Origin of the sequence: uncultured Marinobacter sp. (assembly GCF_947488835.1) — a bacterium.
Taxonomy (GTDB): Bacteria; Pseudomonadota; Gammaproteobacteria; order Pseudomonadales; family Oleiphilaceae; genus Marinobacter.
In genome coordinates, this window is the sequence record NZ_CANLBK010000001.1 from 253,252 (window position 1) to 270,547 (window position 17,296).

At 52.6% G+C, this 17,296-nt stretch carries 12 protein-coding genes; 8 read left to right on the plus strand and 4 right to left on the minus strand.

Going from position 1 to position 17,296, the window contains the following annotated elements; genetic code table 11:
- Nucleotides 1–51 precede the first annotated feature (51 nt).
- Together Q0824_RS01200 and Q0824_RS01205 are read right to left on the minus strand one after the other, a co-directional pair.
- Nucleotides 52–483, minus strand: coding sequence for a universal stress protein (locus tag Q0824_RS01200; RefSeq protein WP_298446948.1), 432 nt, complete (start codon nt 481–483; stop codon nt 52–54).
- A 74-nt stretch (nt 484–557) separates the two neighbouring features.
- A complete protein-coding gene (locus tag Q0824_RS01205) occupies nt 558–1,376 on the minus strand; it encodes a hypothetical protein (protein WP_298446949.1) in 819 nt (272 codons plus the stop codon).
- 427 nt (nt 1,377–1,803) lie between these two features.
- On the opposite strand from Q0824_RS01205, the gene fadB reads away from it, so the two are divergent.
- From fadB to topA, 3 genes are all read left to right on the plus strand, one after another.
- Nucleotides 1,804–3,951, plus strand: coding sequence for a fatty acid oxidation complex subunit alpha FadB (gene fadB, locus Q0824_RS01210; protein ID WP_298446950.1), 2,148 nt, complete (start codon nt 1,804–1,806; stop codon nt 3,949–3,951).
- A gap of 33 nt (nt 3,952–3,984) precedes the next feature.
- Nucleotides 3,985–5,160: an acetyl-CoA C-acyltransferase FadA gene (fadA, locus tag Q0824_RS01215; protein ID WP_298446951.1), complete on the plus strand. Its 1,176-nt coding sequence runs from the start codon at nt 3,985–3,987 to the stop codon at nt 5,158–5,160.
- 271 nt (nt 5,161–5,431) lie between these two features.
- Complete coding sequence (gene topA / locus Q0824_RS01220) at nt 5,432–8,071, plus strand: type I DNA topoisomerase (protein ID WP_298446952.1); 2,640 nt, start codon at nt 5,432–5,434, stop codon at nt 8,069–8,071.
- Between the two features lie 82 nt (nt 8,072–8,153).
- On the opposite strand, the gene Q0824_RS01225 is transcribed toward topA, so the two are convergent.
- Complete coding sequence (locus Q0824_RS01225) at nt 8,154–9,026, minus strand: NAD(P)-dependent oxidoreductase (protein WP_298446953.1); 873 nt, start codon at nt 9,024–9,026, stop codon at nt 8,154–8,156.
- A gap of 133 nt (nt 9,027–9,159) precedes the next feature.
- Complete coding sequence (gene gltA, locus Q0824_RS01230; RefSeq protein WP_298446954.1) at nt 9,160–10,434, minus strand: citrate synthase; 1,275 nt, start codon at nt 10,432–10,434, stop codon at nt 9,160–9,162.
- A 477-nt stretch (nt 10,435–10,911) separates the two neighbouring features.
- Between gltA and sdhC the strand changes: the two genes are divergently transcribed.
- From sdhC to Q0824_RS01255, 5 genes are all read left to right on the plus strand, one after another.
- Entirely contained in the window at nt 10,912–11,289 is a 378-nt protein-coding gene (gene sdhC / locus Q0824_RS01235) for a succinate dehydrogenase, cytochrome b556 subunit (protein WP_200204961.1), read from the plus strand.
- Nucleotides 11,280–11,627 carry a succinate dehydrogenase, hydrophobic membrane anchor protein gene (gene sdhD / locus Q0824_RS01240; protein ID WP_298446955.1) on the plus strand — a complete coding sequence of 116 codons (348 nt, stop codon included), beginning with the start codon at nt 11,280–11,282 and terminating at the stop codon, nt 11,625–11,627. Before sdhC ends, sdhD begins: the two co-directional genes overlap by 10 nt.
- 3 nt (nt 11,628–11,630) lie before the next feature.
- The gene (sdhA, locus tag Q0824_RS01245; RefSeq protein WP_298446956.1) at nt 11,631–13,403 is read left to right on the plus strand and encodes a succinate dehydrogenase flavoprotein subunit; all 1,773 of its coding nucleotides are present in this window, start codon (nt 11,631–11,633) and stop codon (nt 13,401–13,403) included.
- A gap of 14 nt (nt 13,404–13,417) precedes the next feature.
- A complete protein-coding gene (locus Q0824_RS01250; RefSeq protein WP_298446957.1) occupies nt 13,418–14,122 on the plus strand; it encodes a succinate dehydrogenase iron-sulfur subunit in 705 nt (234 codons plus the stop codon).
- 316 nt (nt 14,123–14,438) lie between these two features.
- Nucleotides 14,439–17,276 carry a 2-oxoglutarate dehydrogenase E1 component gene (locus Q0824_RS01255; protein ID WP_298446958.1) on the plus strand — a complete coding sequence of 946 codons (2,838 nt, stop codon included), beginning with the start codon at nt 14,439–14,441 and terminating at the stop codon, nt 17,274–17,276.
- Nucleotides 17,277–17,296: the final 20 nt, after the last annotated feature.

Genomic DNA, 17,296 nt, shown 5'->3' on the forward strand with positions numbered 1-17,296 from the left:
GGCAATGCATTGCCTCAGGCTTTTTTTCAGGGCTGGGTGTTGCGAGATGAGTTAGCGAATTCTGATTGCTAAAACATCGCACTCTGTGCCATGCAACACGCCATTTGCAGTTGAGCCGAGTAGCAACTGGAAGCCCTTCCTGCCGTGGCTTCCCACAATCACAAGATCCGCAGCCTGCTCTTTAACCAACCGGTGTATCTCTGATTCCGGCCGGCCCACAGTCACAATCTGGTTGGTCTTTTCGACGCCATACTGTTCACCGTACGCAGCCAGCTGTTCCCGAGCCGCTTTATCGAGCTGAGTTTGAAGCTCGGTCAGGTCCATCGGGATATCTCCTCCATACGCGTACCCCACTGGCTCGACAACGTGTACCAGAACCAGGTTGGCACCGTGAGCTACGCTCATGGCTTTAGCTTTCTCCAGAACCTGAGGTGCTTCTTCGGTAAGATCGATAGCAACGAGCATTGTATTGTATGCAGACATCCCTAACTCCTTCTATATCGGCTTTGCTACAGCATAGTACGCGAGCCCGGCTGGGGGAAGGGCTCTCGTGGTATTCACGCGCTCTGCTGGAGTAGCGAAATAACCGAAGTCAGGCTTTCGAGGATGCGCTTGGAGTACCTGTCAATTACAAAGCCAACGTTGTTTTCGTTGTAGTTGATGTAAGAGCCGCGAATAAACTGCCATTTGGCATTTACGTCGCTCAATAGTCCGCTCAGCTCTGCGTTACTTTCACCCGTGCTCATTGTTTCAAGCAGCTTGTCAAAGTCTTTGGCCTGCTCATCAAGTGACGTTTCCAGGGAGGAGCCTTGAAAGATTTGCGCGACCGACGAGTTGGTGCGAACAGAGTACTTTGCCATCATTTGGGCGATGACAACCGCGCCCATTCTGGCTGCTTCAACCCGTGGGCGTGTTTGTTTCGTGGAGCTTTCCTGGGCAATCTGGTACAGCTCGGTTGCCTTGCTGTTCATTTCCAGTGCCTGGTTAGCCATGTCTGACACCAAACGTAAATCTGGATAACCCGTTGTCCGCACATCGTTGATGTTGTCGCGCATCAAGCTTTTGAACTTATCAAATTGGCCGTTGAGCTCTTCAAGTTGTTCTTTGGATAGTCCGCCACTTGTATTGTTTGTAACGAGGTTCATGGCGTCGTTAGCTGAGTTGATACCCGCCACGATCTCGTTCAGAGTGTTGGTGCTGCCAGATCCGATAAACCGGTAATACGCATCAAGCGCCACGTAGTTGCTCACGCGGAAGTTATGCAGTTGGGCGAGGAAGTCGTCAGACTCCTGTGCCTTTACGTTCAAAGATGTGAGCAAGAACAAAAACAGTGAAGCAACCAGAGAGGCGCGAGCGCCCAGGTGGGTGGTTTTCATCGGACGGATTCTCCGTAAAGCGTTTATTATTGTGTACCAAAGTCGTAGAACGAAGGTAAAGTAAGTTTCTCGGCCAATCAAGCAGTTTTGCTGGCGCGGGAATCAGGAATTGTAAATATCTTTGAAATTTGCGCCATGAAGTTCAAGCTCTTTCTATGTATTAGGTTGTAATATGCTGATACGCAAGGATCTGATGTCGTGGCGCAGGTGTAATAGCTGCATGTTGCGTCCGATCTCAAAGAAACAAATTGACAAACGTGCTGTTTTTTCACATCGTGTGCCCTCACGATTCAAACGACTGTATGAATTTTTGGTCGTCTGATCGGGCAGTGACAGAAATCTCGCTGCATCAAACAGCTTTGGCAATCTCAATAAAGAGGCTGTCCAGAGTTGGAAGCAGTTCCAAACACAGACTGGAGATCAGTTGATGATTTACGAAGGTAAAGCCATCACGGTTAAAGAGATCGAAGGCGGGATCGCTCAGTTGGACTTCGACTTGCAAGGCGAGTCGGTAAACAAGTTCAACCGTCTTACCATTGAAGAGCTCCACGCCGCGACTGATGCACTTAAAGCACAGAAGAAACTCAAGGGCCTGGTAGTAACCAGTTCCAAAGACAGTTTCATTGTTGGTGCCGACATCACAGAGTTTACTGAACTGTTTGCCGGTTCCGAGGAAGATCTGGTTGCCAACAACCTGAAGGCCAATGCAATTTTCAGCGCGGTAGAGGATCTTCCTTTCCCCACTGTAACTGCAATTAACGGTATCGCTCTGGGCGGCGGTTTTGAAATGTGCCTGGCGACCGATTATCGGGTTATGGCTCCGAAGGCTAAAGTAGGCCTGCCTGAAGTAAAACTGGGTATCTTCCCGGGCTTCGGCGGCACTGTTCGTCTATCCCGCCTGGTAGGTGTGGACAACGCCGTTGAGTGGATTTGTGGCGGTGCAGAAAACCGTGCCGACGTAGCTCTGAAAACAGGTGCTGTTGACGCAATCGTTGAGCCGGCGAAGCTGGTTGAAGCGGCTGTTGCAATCATTGATCAGTGCAACGAAGGCAAGCTTGACCACGAAGCGCGTCGCGAAGAGAAGAAAGGCAAGATCAAGCTCAACGCCATGGAAAGCATGATGGCGTTCGAGATTTCCAAAGCCTTTGTGGGTGCCAAAGCGGGCAAGAACTACCCGGCACCGGTCGAAGCGATCAAGGTGATGCAGAAGCACGCTGGCATGACCCGCGACAAGGCCATTGAAGTGGAAGCCAAAGGCTTTGCCAAAATGGCGAAGACGAATGTGGCGGCCTGCCTTGTTGGCTTGTTCCTGAATGATCAGGAACTTAAAAAGAAAGCCAAAGCTTGGGAAAAAGAAGCGTCTGAAGTGAAGCTGGCTGCCGTTCTGGGCGCCGGAATCATGGGTGGTGGTATTGCTTATCAGTCGGCACTGAAAGGCACGCCCATCATCATGAAAGATATTAATCAGGACGGTATTGCACTGGGCCTCAAAGAAGCCAAAAAGCAGCTAACCAAGCGCGTCGATAAAGGCCGCATGGACGCAGGCAAGATGGCTGATGTTCTCAACAGCATTACTCCAACGCTTAACTACGGTGATTTCAAGAACGTAGACTTGGTTGTTGAGGCTGTTGTTGAAAATCCCAAGGTAAAAGATGCGGTTCTGCGTGAAGTTGAAGATGCGGTTCGTGATGACGCTATTCTGACGTCTAACACGTCGACTATTTCTATCGACCTTCTGGCTAAGAACCTTAAGCGTCCGGAAAATTTCTGTGGCATGCACTTCTTTAACCCAGTGCCCATGATGCCGCTTGTTGAAGTTATCCGTGGCAAGAAGACCAGCGATCGCGCTATTGCAACAACGGTTGCCTACGCCAAGGCGATGGGTAAGACCCCGATTGTTGTTAACGATTGCCCAGGGTTCCTGGTGAACCGTGTTCTGTTCCCTTACTTCGGCGGTTTTGTCGGCTTGGTACGTGACGGTGCGGATTTCCAGCGCGTAGACAAGGTAATGGAAAAGTTCGGCTGGCCTATGGGCCCGGCATACCTGCTGGACGTTGTTGGCATGGATACCGGCAAACACGCTGGCGAAGTGATGGCCGACGGCTTCCCGGATCGTATGAAGCATGCAGAAAAAACGGCCATTGACGTGATGTTTGAAAACAACCGTTATGGTCAGAAGAACGAACTGGGCTTCTACAAATACGAACTGGACCGTAAAGGTAAGCAGAAGAAGGTTGTCGATGAAGAGACCTACGAGCTGCTCAAGCCGGTTGTTCAGGGTGAGGGCGAGTTCAGCGACGAAGATATCATTGCTCGTATGATGATTCCGCTATGTCTGGAAACTGTGCGTTGCCTGGAAGATGGCATCGTGGCAGATGCAGCTGACGCGGATATGGGTCTGATCTTCGGTATTGGCTTCCCGCCGTTCCGTGGTGGTGCCCTGCGCTACATCGATGATATGGGTGTAGACAAGTTCGTTGAGCTGGCAGACAAGTTTGCAGATCTTGGTGCTTTGTATCATCCGACCGAGAAGCTGCGTGAAATGGCCAAAACTGGTGAAAAGTTCTTTGGTTAACCCTGAACGAGATTTCCGAACGGAGAAAGATCTATGAGCCTTAATCCGAGAGACGTTGTCGTCGTCGATTGCGTGCGGACTCCGATGGGTCGTGCCAAAAATGGTTGTTTCCGCCATGTGCGTGCGGAGACCCTTTCGGCTACGCTGATCGATGCGCTTTTCGAACGCAACCCGAAGCTCGACCCAAAAGAAGTTGAAGATGTTATCTGGGGCTGTGTAAATCAGACCAAGGAGCAGGGCTTTAACGTGGCGCGGCAGATTTCTGTGCTGACCCGTATCCCTCACGAGTCTGCAGCCCAGACTGTGAACCGCCTGTGTGGATCTGCAATGAGTGCAATCCATACGGCAGCTCAGGCCATCATGACCGGCAACGGCGATGTGTTTGTGGTAGGTGGTGTAGAGCACATGGGGCACGTACCCATGACGGAAGGTTTCGACCATAACCCGGCTGCCTCCAAGTACACTGCCAAGGCCTCGAACATGATGGGTCTGACTGCAGAAATGCTGGCGAAAATGCACGGTATTACCCGTCAGCAGCAGGATGAGTTCGGCGCGCGTTCACATCGTCTGGCCCAGGAAGCGACCGTTGAAGGTCGTTTCAAGAACGAAATCGTGCCTATTGAAGGTCACGATGAGAATGGCTTCAAGGTGCTGATTGAGCATGATGAAACCATCCGTCCACAGACCACCGTTGAATCACTGGGCCAGCTCAAGCCGGCTTTTGATCCGAAGAGCGGTACTGTAACAGCTGGTACTTCCTCTCAGCTGACTGATGGTGCCTCTGCAATGGTACTGATGTCTGCAGAGCGTGCAGAAGCGCTGGGCCTTAAGCCGATGGCGAAGATCCGCAGCATGGCCGTTGCTGGCTGTGATCCCGCAATCATGGGTTACGGCCCAGTACCAGCAACCAAGAAGGCGCTCAAGCGTGCAGGCCTGAAAGTTGAAGATATCGACTTCTGGGAACTGAACGAAGCCTTTGCTGGTCAGTCTTTGCCAGTACTGAAAGACCTGAAACTGCTGGGTGTTATGGAGGAGAAGGTAAACTTGAACGGTGGCGCGATTGCTCTTGGGCATCCGCTGGGCTGCTCAGGTGCCCGTATCTCTACGACCCTGCTGAACGTAATGCAGGCCAAAGGCGGTAAACTTGGTGTGTCCACCATGTGCATCGGCTTGGGTCAGGGTATTGCGACGGTCTGGGAGCGCCTGTAATCCGCTAGACGGATGCAGTAACGCTTTCATGGAAGGCCCGGCTCGCGCCGGGCTTTTCTTGTTTCTGGGGAGCTGTAGAGTGCGCCACGGAAACTTGAAAAATGCATGACTGAAACAAAGAATGGGTTGTCTTGCTATTCCTGACCCTGTAAAACAGTGAGCCTATACACAATGGCGGCTCCTATAGCTTTTCCAGCCGATTGATTTTACAGCGAGTTTACGGTCTGCTTGTTTACCGGCCGATTTATCGCAAAGGATACAGAACTCCGATATGGGTAAAAGTCTCGTAATTGTCGAGTCACCAGCGAAAGCGAAGACCATCAACAAGTACCTGGGCTCTGACTTCATCGTAAAGTCCAGCGTTGGGCACATTCGTGATCTCCCTGTTAGTGGCAGCGGATCCCAGTCTGATCCGAAAGAGCGCGCCAGGCAGGCGGCGATAACTCGTAAGCTCAGCCCGGAAGACAAGGTTGCACACAAAAAGCGCAAAGCGCGGGAACAGTTGGTTGCCCGGATGGGTGTTGATCCGGACAATGACTGGAGCGCTCGCTATGAAGTGCTTCCTGGCAAGGAAAAAGTTGTCAGTGAGCTGAAGCGCCTTGCTAAAAATGCCGACCACATCTATCTCGCAACGGATCTTGACCGCGAAGGGGAGGCCATTGCGTGGCACCTCAAGCAGACCATTGGTGGTGAGCCTGAAAAGTACCGCCGTGTGGTGTTCAATGAGATCACCAAGCGAGCCATTCAGGGAGCATTTGAAAACCCGGGAAGTCTCGATACGAATCAGGTTAACGCCCAGCAGGCTCGTCGTTTTCTCGACCGGGTTGTTGGCTACATGGTGTCGCCGCTGCTTTGGGCCAAGCTTGCCCGTGGCTTGTCGGCTGGCCGCGTTCAATCGGTAGCGGTGCGTTTGATTGCAGAGCGTGAGCGAGACATTCGTGTGTTCGTGCCCGAGGAGTACTGGCAGATGTTTGCCGGGCTGGGTGCAAAGGCCAGCAAGCAGCCTGTGCGTTTTGAGGTCACTCGCTACAATGACAAGCCCTACCGCCCGGTTAACGAGCAGCAAAGCAATGAGCACGTAGAACGCCTTAAGGCGGGTAGCTTTGAAGTAGCCAAGCGGGAAGACAAGCCCACCAGGTCTCGCCCTGGTGCGCCGTTTATCACCTCGACCCTGCAGCAGGCTGCAAGTAACCGCATGGGGTTCAGTGTCAAGAAGACCATGATGCTGGCGCAGCGCCTCTATGAGGCCGGTTACATCACTTATATGCGTACCGACTCCACCAACCTTAGCCAGGATGCAATCAACAGCTGTCGCGATTACATCACGGACCAGTTCGGTGACCGTTATCTGCCAGAGAAACCCAAGGTATATGGCAGCAAGGAGGGCGCCCAGGAAGCGCACGAAGCGATTCGCCCAACCGAGGTGACTCGCAAGGCGTCAGCAATCAGCGGCCTGGAAAAGGACGCAGAGAAGCTCTATGACTTGATCTGGCGTCAGTTTGTTGCCTGCCAGATGGCTGAGGCAGAATTTCTTAGCACGTCTATCGTTGTTGCCAATGGCAGTTACGAGCTACGCACCCGTGGCCGTATCATCAAGTTTGAGGGTTTTCTGAAGGTTGCTCCCCAGTCGGCCAAGAAAGAAGAAGACGTCGCCCTGCCAGACATCAAGGTAGGTGAGTCTCTGAGTCTCGAAAAGCTTGAGCCAAGCCAGCACTTTACCAAGCCTGCGCCTCGTTATACGGAAGCCAGCCTGGTTAAAGAGCTTGAAAAGCAGGGTATTGGCCGGCCTTCTACTTATGCATCGATTATCTCCACCATTCAGGATCGCGGTTATGTGCGTTTGCAGAACCGTCGCTTCTACGCGGAGAAGATGGGTGAGATTGTCACGGATCGCCTGTGCGAATCGTTTTCCAATCTGATGGACTTCGATTTTACGGCAAAGATGGAAGGTGATCTGGACCGTATTGCCTTAGGCGATGTGGAATGGAAGAAGGTTCTTAACGACTTCTATGCCAATTTCCGTCAGCAGCTGGAATCGGCGGAAACGGCTGATGGTGAGGGCGGAATGCGCCCGAACGACCCAACAGAAACCAATATTCCTTGCCCAACCTGTGCTCGTAACATGCAGATTCGTGTTGCCAGTACGGGTGTGTTCCTGGGTTGCTCTGGTTATTCACTGCCACCTAAAGAACGCTGTAAAACCACCATTAACCTGGTGTCTGGTGATGAGGTGGTTAGCGCGGATGACGATGTTGAGGGCGAGGGTGAAACCCGACTGCTGCGTAAAAAGCGTCGCTGCCCGATCTGCGCAACGGCTATGGACAGCTATCTGGTAGATGAAACCCGAAAACTCCATGTGTGCGGTAATAATCCGGACTGTGCCGGGTACGAAGTGGAGGAGGGTACATTCCGGATTAAAGGCTACGATGGCCCCACGCTGGAATGCGATAAGTGTGGTGCCGAAATGCAGCTGAAAACTGGCCGGTTTGGCAAGTACTTCGGTTGCATGAGTGATACCTGTAAGAATACCCGCAAGCTATTGAAGAGCGGAGAGCCGGCGCCACCAAAAATGGATCCGGTGCCGATGCCTGAACTGCAATGCCAGAAAGTCGACGACACCTATGTTTTGCGTGATGGTGCATCAGGAATGTTTTTGGCGGCCAGCAAGTTCCCGAAAAACCGTGAGACTCGGCCGCCACTGGTCATGGAGATCAAACCGCATCGGAAGGAAATCGATCCGAAACACGATTACCTGATGGAGGCCCCGGAACGTGATCCTGAGGGCAACCCGACGGTCATCCGGTATAGCCGAAAAACCAAAGAGCAGTATGTGATGACCGAAAAAGACGGTAAGGCTACCGGTTGGTCCGCATGGTATGTGAATGGAAAATGGCAGCCGCGCGAGAAGTAGTAAAGACTGGTCAGGTGAATAGAAAAAGAGGCCAGAGCGTAAGCTCTGGCCTCTTTTTCGTTTAGCCGGGCTTTTTTCTCGCTTATCTGAACTTCCGCAATCTCTGGATCAGCGAAGACGTATCCCAGCGCTTGCCGCCCATTTCCTGAACGTCGCCGTAAAACTGGTCCACCAGTGCTGTAACTGGTAGCGAGGCATTTACCTTGCGTGCTTCATCAAGGCATATGCCCAAGTCTTTGCGCATCCAGTCGACAGCAAATCCATGATCAAATTTACCATCAATCATGGTTCCTGATCGGTTTTCCATCTGCCAGGACTGTGCTGCGCCCTTGGAAATGACGTCCACAACTTTTTTCACATCGAGATTTGCCTGTTCGGCAAAATGCAGGGCTTCTGACAGCCCCTGTACCAAACCGGCAATGGCAATCTGGTTGACCATTTTCGTTTTCTGGCCGCTTCCTGCGGGGCCCATGAGGTTCAGTGCTCTGGCATAGTTCTGCAGTAGCGGTTGGGCTTTCGAGTAGTCATCCTCCGACCCGCCGCACATGATCGTAAGCTGTCCGTTCTGGGCGCCTTGTTGGCCTCCGGAGACCGGTGCGTCGATAAAACCCATGCCGACCTTGCGGGCAGCCTCGGAAAGGTTCTCAGCTACGCCGGCAGAAGCGGTGGTGTGATCCACCAGCACGGCCCCATATTTTGCGTGTGCCAGAATGCCGTTCTCTCCTTCGTAAACCGCAACCAGGTCCTTGTCGGCGCCTACGCAGGTCATTACAAAATCAGCGCCTTGGACGGCCTCTTTGATGGTCTCGCAGGCGGTTCCTGGGTACTCTCTGGCCCACTCTAACGATTTTTCCTTTGAGCGATTCCAGACCCGAACGGTAATGCCGGCCTTGGCGAGGTGGCCGGCCATGGGGTAGCCCATAACGCCAAGGCCGATAAAGGTTGCGGTTGTCATTGGTTTCTCCTTGAAGAGTTATGGCAATTAACTTAGCACAGACAGGGTAAGTTACCCGCGAAAGGGTGGCGATCAAACCCATAAAAAAAGGCCGCTGATTCAGCGGCCTTTTCGTTTTCAGTGCAGGTAAGGGTTACTTTTTAGGGTAATCCCTTGCTGGAGAACCAGTGTACAGCTGGCGCGGACGGCCAATGCGGTAATCACCGCTGACCATTTCGTTCCAGTGGGAGAACCAGCCGATCGTCCGTGCCATGGCAAAGATTACCGTAAACATGGATGTCGGGATCCCGATTGCCTTGAGAATGATGCCTGAGTAGAAGTCTACGTTCGGGTAAAGCTTACGCTTAACGAAGTATTCGTCTTCAAGGGCGATCTGCTCAAGACGCTGAGCGATTTTCAGGAGAGGGTCATTTTCCAGTCCGAGTTCACTCAAGACTTCATGGGCAGTTTCCGCCATAACCTTGGCGCGTGGGTCAAAGTTTTTGTAAACCCGGTGACCAAAGCCCATCAAGCGGAAAGGATCATCTTTGTCTTTAGCTCTGGCAATGAACGCATCGATATTAGAGACGTCGCCAATTTCCGCAAGCATGTCCAGGACGGCCTCGTTAGCGCCACCGTGTGCAGGGCCCCAGAGTGCTGCAATGCCAGAAGCGATGCAGGCGTAAGGGTTGGCGCCTGAGGAGCCGGCCAGTCGCACAGTCGATGTGGAGGCGTTCTGTTCGTGGTCCGCATGGAGAATAAAAATCTTGTCCATGGCTTTTGCGAGAATCGGGTTTGGCTTATAAGTCTCGCAGGGCACGCCAAACATCATCTGCAGGAAATTCTCTGAGTATGACAAATCGTTTCGTGGATAAACGAAAGGCTGGCCGATGCTGTATTTGTAGCACCAGGCCGCAATTGTTGGCATTTTGGCGATGAGGCGATGGGCTGTAATGTCACGCTGATGTTCGTTGGTTACGTCCATCTGATCGTGATAAAACGCGGAAAGTGCTCCGACAACTCCACACATGATTGCCATAGGGTGCGCGTCCCGGCGGAAGCCGTGGAAGAAATTGCGCATCTGGTCGTGCAGCATGGTGTGGTTTTTGATGGTGTCGTGGAACAGCTTGTTCTGTTCGGCTGTTGGCAGTTCGCCTTTCAGTAGCAGGTAACAGACTTCAAGGTAGTCTGAATGCTCTGCGAGCTGCTCGATTGGATAGCCCCGGTGCAGCAGAACGCCTTCGTCACCATCGATGTAGGTGATAGCCGACTCACAGGCGGCCGTAGAGACAAAGCCCGGGTCGTAAGTGAAAACGCCATTCTGGACTAAACCTCTAACGTCGATAACGTCAGGGCCAACGGTGCCGGAATAAATCGGTAGCTCAATGGACTCATTCCCCACCGAGAGCGTGGCTTTCCTGTCGGTCATAGTGCTCTCCTGTTTATCAGCTTTGACAGTGCTAGCTGTCTTTATAGTTGCGCGAGAAGGCGCGTATTATCGCAAAACTGGCGGCAAAATATAGGGCGTAGGCTTTTTTTGTCAATGAAAGAGTACGGAAACATCAGGATAAGCCCCTCATTGTAAATCAGGGATATCCCGAATAATGCGGCCCCGGATGGAAAAAAGCATTTGTCAATACGCTTAATAGCTTGCTCTGTTACAGTCCTCGCGCGGCTTCAGCGTGTGTTGCGCGTTTGTAATTATACGGGCGTCTCCTTATAATCCCTAGCCCGGAATTGGGGATCCATCTTCACGGGTGCTTGTGCGTAGCAAGCTACCTTGTTGGTGTTCGCCCTCCTGAACCAATCGTCTGTCGATATCGTATTCAACATTCGATCGTTACATACCAACTAACCGCCGCCGGCTTGCCGGTTCTGCGGCACCAAAAGAGAGTGTGAGAGCGCTGTGAATAGCAAACGACCAGTAAATCTCGATCTCGGCACGTTTCATTTTCCGCTGCCAGCCATTACGTCCATATTGCACCGCATCAGCGGCATCATCATTTTTGTTGGTGTTGCGTTCATGCTCTACGGACTTCAGCTTTCCCTTTCAGGGGAAGAAGGCTTCAGTCAGGTCAGTGAACTGCTGAACAGCTTCCTTGCCAAGCTGATTACCTGGGGCATTCTGTCTGCTCTGCTTTATCACCTGGTTGCGGGTATCAAGCACCTGCTGATGGATATGGGCATTGGTGAAGAGCTGGAAAGCGGGCGAGCAGCTGCAAAGATCACGATTGCAGTATCCGTTATCCTTATCGTTCTGGCAGGAGTTTTCGTATGGGCATGAATAGTGTGACCAACATTGGCCGTAACGGTATCCAGGATTGGATTATCCAGCGGGTTTCTGCATACGTCCTGGCCTTTTATACACTGTTTTTGATTGGTTTTTTTGTCACAACCGATGTGGACTACCAGTCCTGGTCGGCTCTGTTTAATCAAACCTGGTTCAAGATCTTTTCATTGCTGGCTCTGCTTTCGATCGGCGCTCACGCGTGGGTTGGACTTTGGACGGTATCTACCGACTATATCAAATCAGCAATGCCGCGCTTTCTGTTTCAAGCCGCATTCATCCTGGTTAGTTTTGTGTATGTGGTCTGGGGAATCCAGATTATTTGGGGGCTTTGATCGATGTCTAATATTAAGACTATCTCTTACGACGCAATTGTAATCGGCGGCGGCGGTGCCGGCATGCGAGCGGCCCTGCAGTTGACCGAGTCAGGCGTCAAAACTGCGTGTATCACCAAGGTGTTTCCAACCCGTTCGCACACGGTATCTGCCCAGGGCGGCATTACCTGCGCGATTGCAAGTGCAGACCCCAATGATGACTGGCGCTGGCACATGTACGACACCGTTAAAGGGTCTGATTACATTGCCGACCAGGATGCAGTTGAGTACATGTGCTCCGTAGGGCCGCAGGCTGTTTTCGAGCTTGAGCACATGGGGCTGCCTTTCTCCCGAACTGAGCAGGGCCGCATCTATCAGCGCCCATTTGGTGGTCAGTCCAAGGGGCCGGATAACCCGACTCAGGCCGCACGCACTTGTGCAGCCGCTGACCGTACCGGCCACGCGCTGTTGCACACGCTATATCAGGCGAACCTGAAGGGCGGTACTACCTTCCTGAACGAATGGTATGCCGTTGATCTGGTGAAAAACAGCAAAAACGAAGTTGTTGGTGTTGTTGCCATTGAAATTGAAACCGGCGAAGTGGCTTACATCAAGTCCAAGGCGACGGTTCTGGCGACCGGTGGCGCCGGTCGTATCTATGCCTCTACGACCAACGCGCTGATTAACACTGGCGATGGCGTTGGCATGGCGCTGCGTGCGGGATTCCCGATGCAGGACATGGAAATGTGGCAGTTCCACCCAACTGGAATCTACGGTGCCGGTACGCTGGTAACCGAAGGTTGCCGGGGTGAGGGTGGCTACCTGATCAACTCTGAAGGCGAGCGGTTTATGGAGCGCTACGCTCCGAACGCGAAAGACCTTGCGGGCCGTGATGTTGTGGCGCGCTCCATGGTTATTGAGATCCTTGAGGGTCGCGGTTGCGGTCCTGATAAGGATCACGTGTTGTTGAAGCTGGATCACCTGGGCGAAGAAACCCTGAACCTGCGACTGCCGGGTATCTGTGAGTTGTCCCGTACATTTGCTCACGTAGATCCCGTAAAAGAGCCGGTCCCGGTTGTTCCTACCTGTCACTACATGATGGGTGGTGTTCCTACAAACGTAGGTGGCCAGGCACTGACGCAAGACGAAAGCGGTAACGATCAGCCGATCCCGGGTCTGTTTGCCTGCGGTGAGGCAGCCTGTGTTTCCGTACACGGTGCAAACCGCCTGGGTGGTAACTCGCTATTGGATCTGGTTGTTTTTGGTCGTGCGGCAGGCCTGCACATTGAAGAGCAGTTGCGCGGCGGTTTCGAAACTGACGACGCAACCGACGCAGACATCAAGCGTGCAATGGCTCGTCTGGATCGCCTGAACAGTGCTTCTGAAGGTGAGAGCGTTGCTGAGGTTCGTAAGGATCTTCAGAATTGCATGCAGCTCTACTTTGGTGTGTTCCGTGACGGCAAGAGCATGGAAGAGGGCTTGAAGAAGCTCGCGGCGATCGGTGAGCGCGTTCGTAACACCAAGCTGACTGACACAAGCAATGCATTCAATACTGCCCGTATTGAAGCGCTTGAGCTGGACAACCTTTTTGAGGTGGCTCAGGCAACGGCCATTGCGGCAAACGAGCGTAAAGAGAGCCGTGGTGCTCATGCCCGTAACGATTTCACCGAGCGTGATGACGAAAATTGGCTGAAGCATTCTCTCTACTTCCCGCTGGATAAGCGTATTGGCAAGCGTGATGTTAACTTCGCGCCGAAAACTGTCGAAACCTTCCAGCCGAAAGTCCGGACATACTAAGGGGAACGTACACTATGTTGGTAAGTCTTTACCGTTATAACCCGGAAACTGACAACGCCCCTTACATGCAGGACGTAGAGGTTGAGCTTCCGGCAGGAAAGGATCTGATGGTTCTTGATGTGCTTAACCTCATCAAGGAAAAAGATTCGTCAATGGCCTACCGCCGCTCGTGCCGTGAAGGTGTGTGTGGTTCGGATGGCATGAACATGAACGGCAAAAATGGCTTGGCATGTATTACGCCCATGTCGCAGGTCGTCAAGAATGGCAAGTTGGTATTGCGCCCTCTGCCAGGCTTGCCGGTTATCCGCGATCTGGTCGTAGATATGAGCCTGTTCTATAAGCAGTACGAAAAAGTAATGCCGTATCTTGTGAACGATACGCCAGTGCCTGCTATTGAACGTCTCCAGACACCGGAAGATCGGGAAAAGCTGGATGGTTTGTACGAGTGTATTCTCTGTGCATGCTGCTCCACATCCTGTCCTTCGTTCTGGTGGAACCCGGACAAGTTTATTGGTCCGGCAGGTCTGTTGCAGGCATATCGCTTCCTGGCGGATAGCCGCGATACAGCGCAAGCTGAGCGTCTCGCCAATCTGGATGACCCGTTCAGTGTGTTCCGTTGCAGGGGCATCATGAACTGTGTCAGCGTATGTCCGAAAGGCCTCAACCCCACAAGGGCAATTGGCCATATCCGGAATCTTTTGCTGCATAGAGCTACTTAAGCGGCAGGATTTCAGACAGGCGCTATACTGGTCTGAATAGGTTGGACTCCCGGAAGGCCTCGCATTTTATGCGGGGCCTTCAACCAAAGGCTTATAGTCAAAGGTCTTACCCGGGTGCACACTACGCAAGCCGTGCCGGGAACTCAGCAGGTTTTCTTGCGGCGTTGCAGAGTATAAAAAATCATTGGGGAACGGAAAACATCCATGTTGGGTGTGGTGGCCATAGTCGATCCCGTAAAAACCCGTATTGACTGATAGTTACCCCTGGCCGACCATACTTGGCTCCCCCGCACCAGCCCAAGGTGAGCTATTCAAAATGCAAGAAAGCATGATGGAGCAGTTATGGCAGACGTCCCACTTGCAAGGTGGAAATCTGGCCTATGTTGAACAGCTTTTTGAAACCTACCTGACAGACCCTAATGCCGTTCCTGAAGAGTGGCGCAGCTATTTCGACAAGCTTCCAAGCGTTGATGGCAGTCATGGCCGCGACGTTATTCACTCTTCGATCCGGGAACAGTTTGAGCACATCTCCCGCAATCAGCGTTTCCTCACGACTAATGGCGTGCCAGCTGGCGCTACGTCGGATGCTGATAAAAAGCAGATTCGTGTTCTTCAGTTAATCAATGCTTATCGTTTTCGTGGTCACCAGGAAGCAAAGCTTGATCCACTCGGCGTCTGGAATCGTCCCAAGGTAGAAGATCTTGAACTGTCGTTTCACGATCTGTCCGAGTCCGATCTCGATCTGGAATTCCAGACAGGCTCTCTGAGCTTTGGTTCTGACACCATGAAGCTTGGCGATATCTACGATGGTCTCCGCAAGACATACTGCGGAAGCATCGGTGCCGAATATATGCACGTGGTTGATACCCGCATCAAGCGCTGGTTTCAGCAACGTATGGAACCGGTTCGCTCAGAGCCCGGTTTCGAAGCCGCTACCCGTACCCATATTCTTGAACGCCTTACGGCTGCCGAAGGCTTGGAGAAATACCTTGGCTCCCGCTACCCAGGCGTCAAGCGTTTTGGTCTTGAGGGTGGTGAAAGCCTTATTCCTTGCATGGATGAGCTTATCCAGCGTGCCGGTCATTACGGTGCCAAGGAAATTGTTCTGGGTATGGCCCACCGTGGCCGACTGAATATTCTGGTCAATACTTTGGGCAAAAACCCCAAAGAATTGTTTGATGAATTCGAAGGTAAAAGGCTCGCCGATTCCGGTTCCGGCGACGTCAAATACCACCAGGGCTTCTCGTCCAACGTTATGACAGACGGCGGTGAAGTGCACTTGGCCATGGCGTTTAACCCATCCCACCTGGAAATAGTATCTCCCGTGGTAGAGGGGTCGGTTCGTGCCCGCCAGACGCGTCGTTCCGATACGGAAGGCAATCAGGTTGTTCCGGTTATCATGCACGGTGATGCGGCATTTGCCGGTCAGGGTGTGGTGATGGAAACTTTCCAGATGTCCCAGACCCGTGGTTTTGGCGTGGGTGGCACCATCCATATTGTTATCAATAACCAGGTTGGCTTCACCACCAGCAAGCAGGAAGACGCGCGCTCTACGGAGTATTGCACCGACATCGCGAAGATGGTCCAGGCGCCGATACTGCATGTGAACGCTGATGATCCTGATGCGGTTGTGTTTGTAACTCAAATGGCGATGGACTATCGCAACGAGTTCAAGGGTGACGTGGTTATCGATCTGGTTTGTTATCGCCGTCGTGGACACAACGAGGCGGATGAGCCTGCTGCAACACAGCCGATGATGTACCAAAAAATTCGTAAGCTGCCAACCACGCGTAATATATACGCAGACAAGCTGATTGCTGCAGGTGTGGTGACTGAAGACGAAGCCAAGCAGATGGAAAATGACTACCGTGATGCGCTGGATAACGGCGAGCATGTGGTCAAATCTCTTGTCAAAGAGCCGAACAAAGATCTCTACGTGGACTGGGCTCCGTATCTTGGTCACGCATGGACTGCCAAGTGTAAGTCCAGCGTGCCATTGAAAACCATCCAGAAGCTGGGCAAGAAGCTGACCCAGGTACCCGAAGGGTTCAGCATTCAGCGTCAGGTATCCAAAATCGTCACTGATCGCGACAAAATGACCGCCGGTGCGCTGCCCATTAACTGGGGTTACGGTGAGATCATGGCGTACGCAACGCTGCTGAACGAAGGGCATCCAATTCGCTTGACCGGACAGGATGTGGGGCGTGGAACCTTCTCTCACCGCCACGCGGTTTTGCATAACCAGAAAGATGGCTCCAGACACATAGCGCTTGCACAGCTCTCTGATAAACAGCCAAAGTTTGAAATATACGACTCGCTACTGTCGGAAATGGCAGTGATGGCGTTCGAGTACGGCTACGCAACAACTACGCCGGATGCACTGGTTGTCTGGGAGGCTCAGTTTGGGGACTTTGCAAACGGCGCCCAGGTGGTTATCGACCAGTTCCTGACCAGTGGCGAGCATAAGTGGGGCCGCCTGTGCGGGCTGACTCTGTTGCTGCCGCACGGCTATGAAGGGCAGGGGCCTGAGCACAGTTCTGCGCGGCTTGAGCGTTTCCTCCAGCTATCGGCAGAGCACAATATTCAGGTATGTGTGCCAACCACGCCTTCCCAGGTTTTCCATATGCTTCGCCGCCAGGTTAAGCGTCCATTGCGTAAGCCTCTGGTGGCAATCACGCCCAAGAGTCTGCTGCGCCACAAGGAAGCGACCTCGGATCTCGACGATCTGACCTCAGGCACCTTCCAGACAGTACTTCCTGAGAAAGATCTGCCTGAAGCGAAAAAGGTTACCCGGGTTATTCTTTGCAGTGGCAAGGTCTATTATGACCTTCTGGAAAAGAAGAAGACCGAAGAGCGGGACGACGTTGCCCTGATACGTATTGAGCAGCTCTATCCGTTCCCCGGTGAGGATCTGGACGAAACCTTGGCGCAGTATCCGAAGCTCAAACACGTTGTTTGGTGCCAGGAAGAGCCAATGAACCAGGGTGCCTGGTATTGCAGTCAGCACCATATGCGTAATGCGCTGCAACGTCTGAATCCAAAGCTGTACCTTCAGTATGCTGGCCGTGAGGCTTCTGCTGCTCCGGCGGCAGGGCACATGTCTGTGCATATTGAAGAGCAGAAAAACCTTGTTAACGACGCGTTTGAAATCTGACGAGCTACCGAACTAAGGAA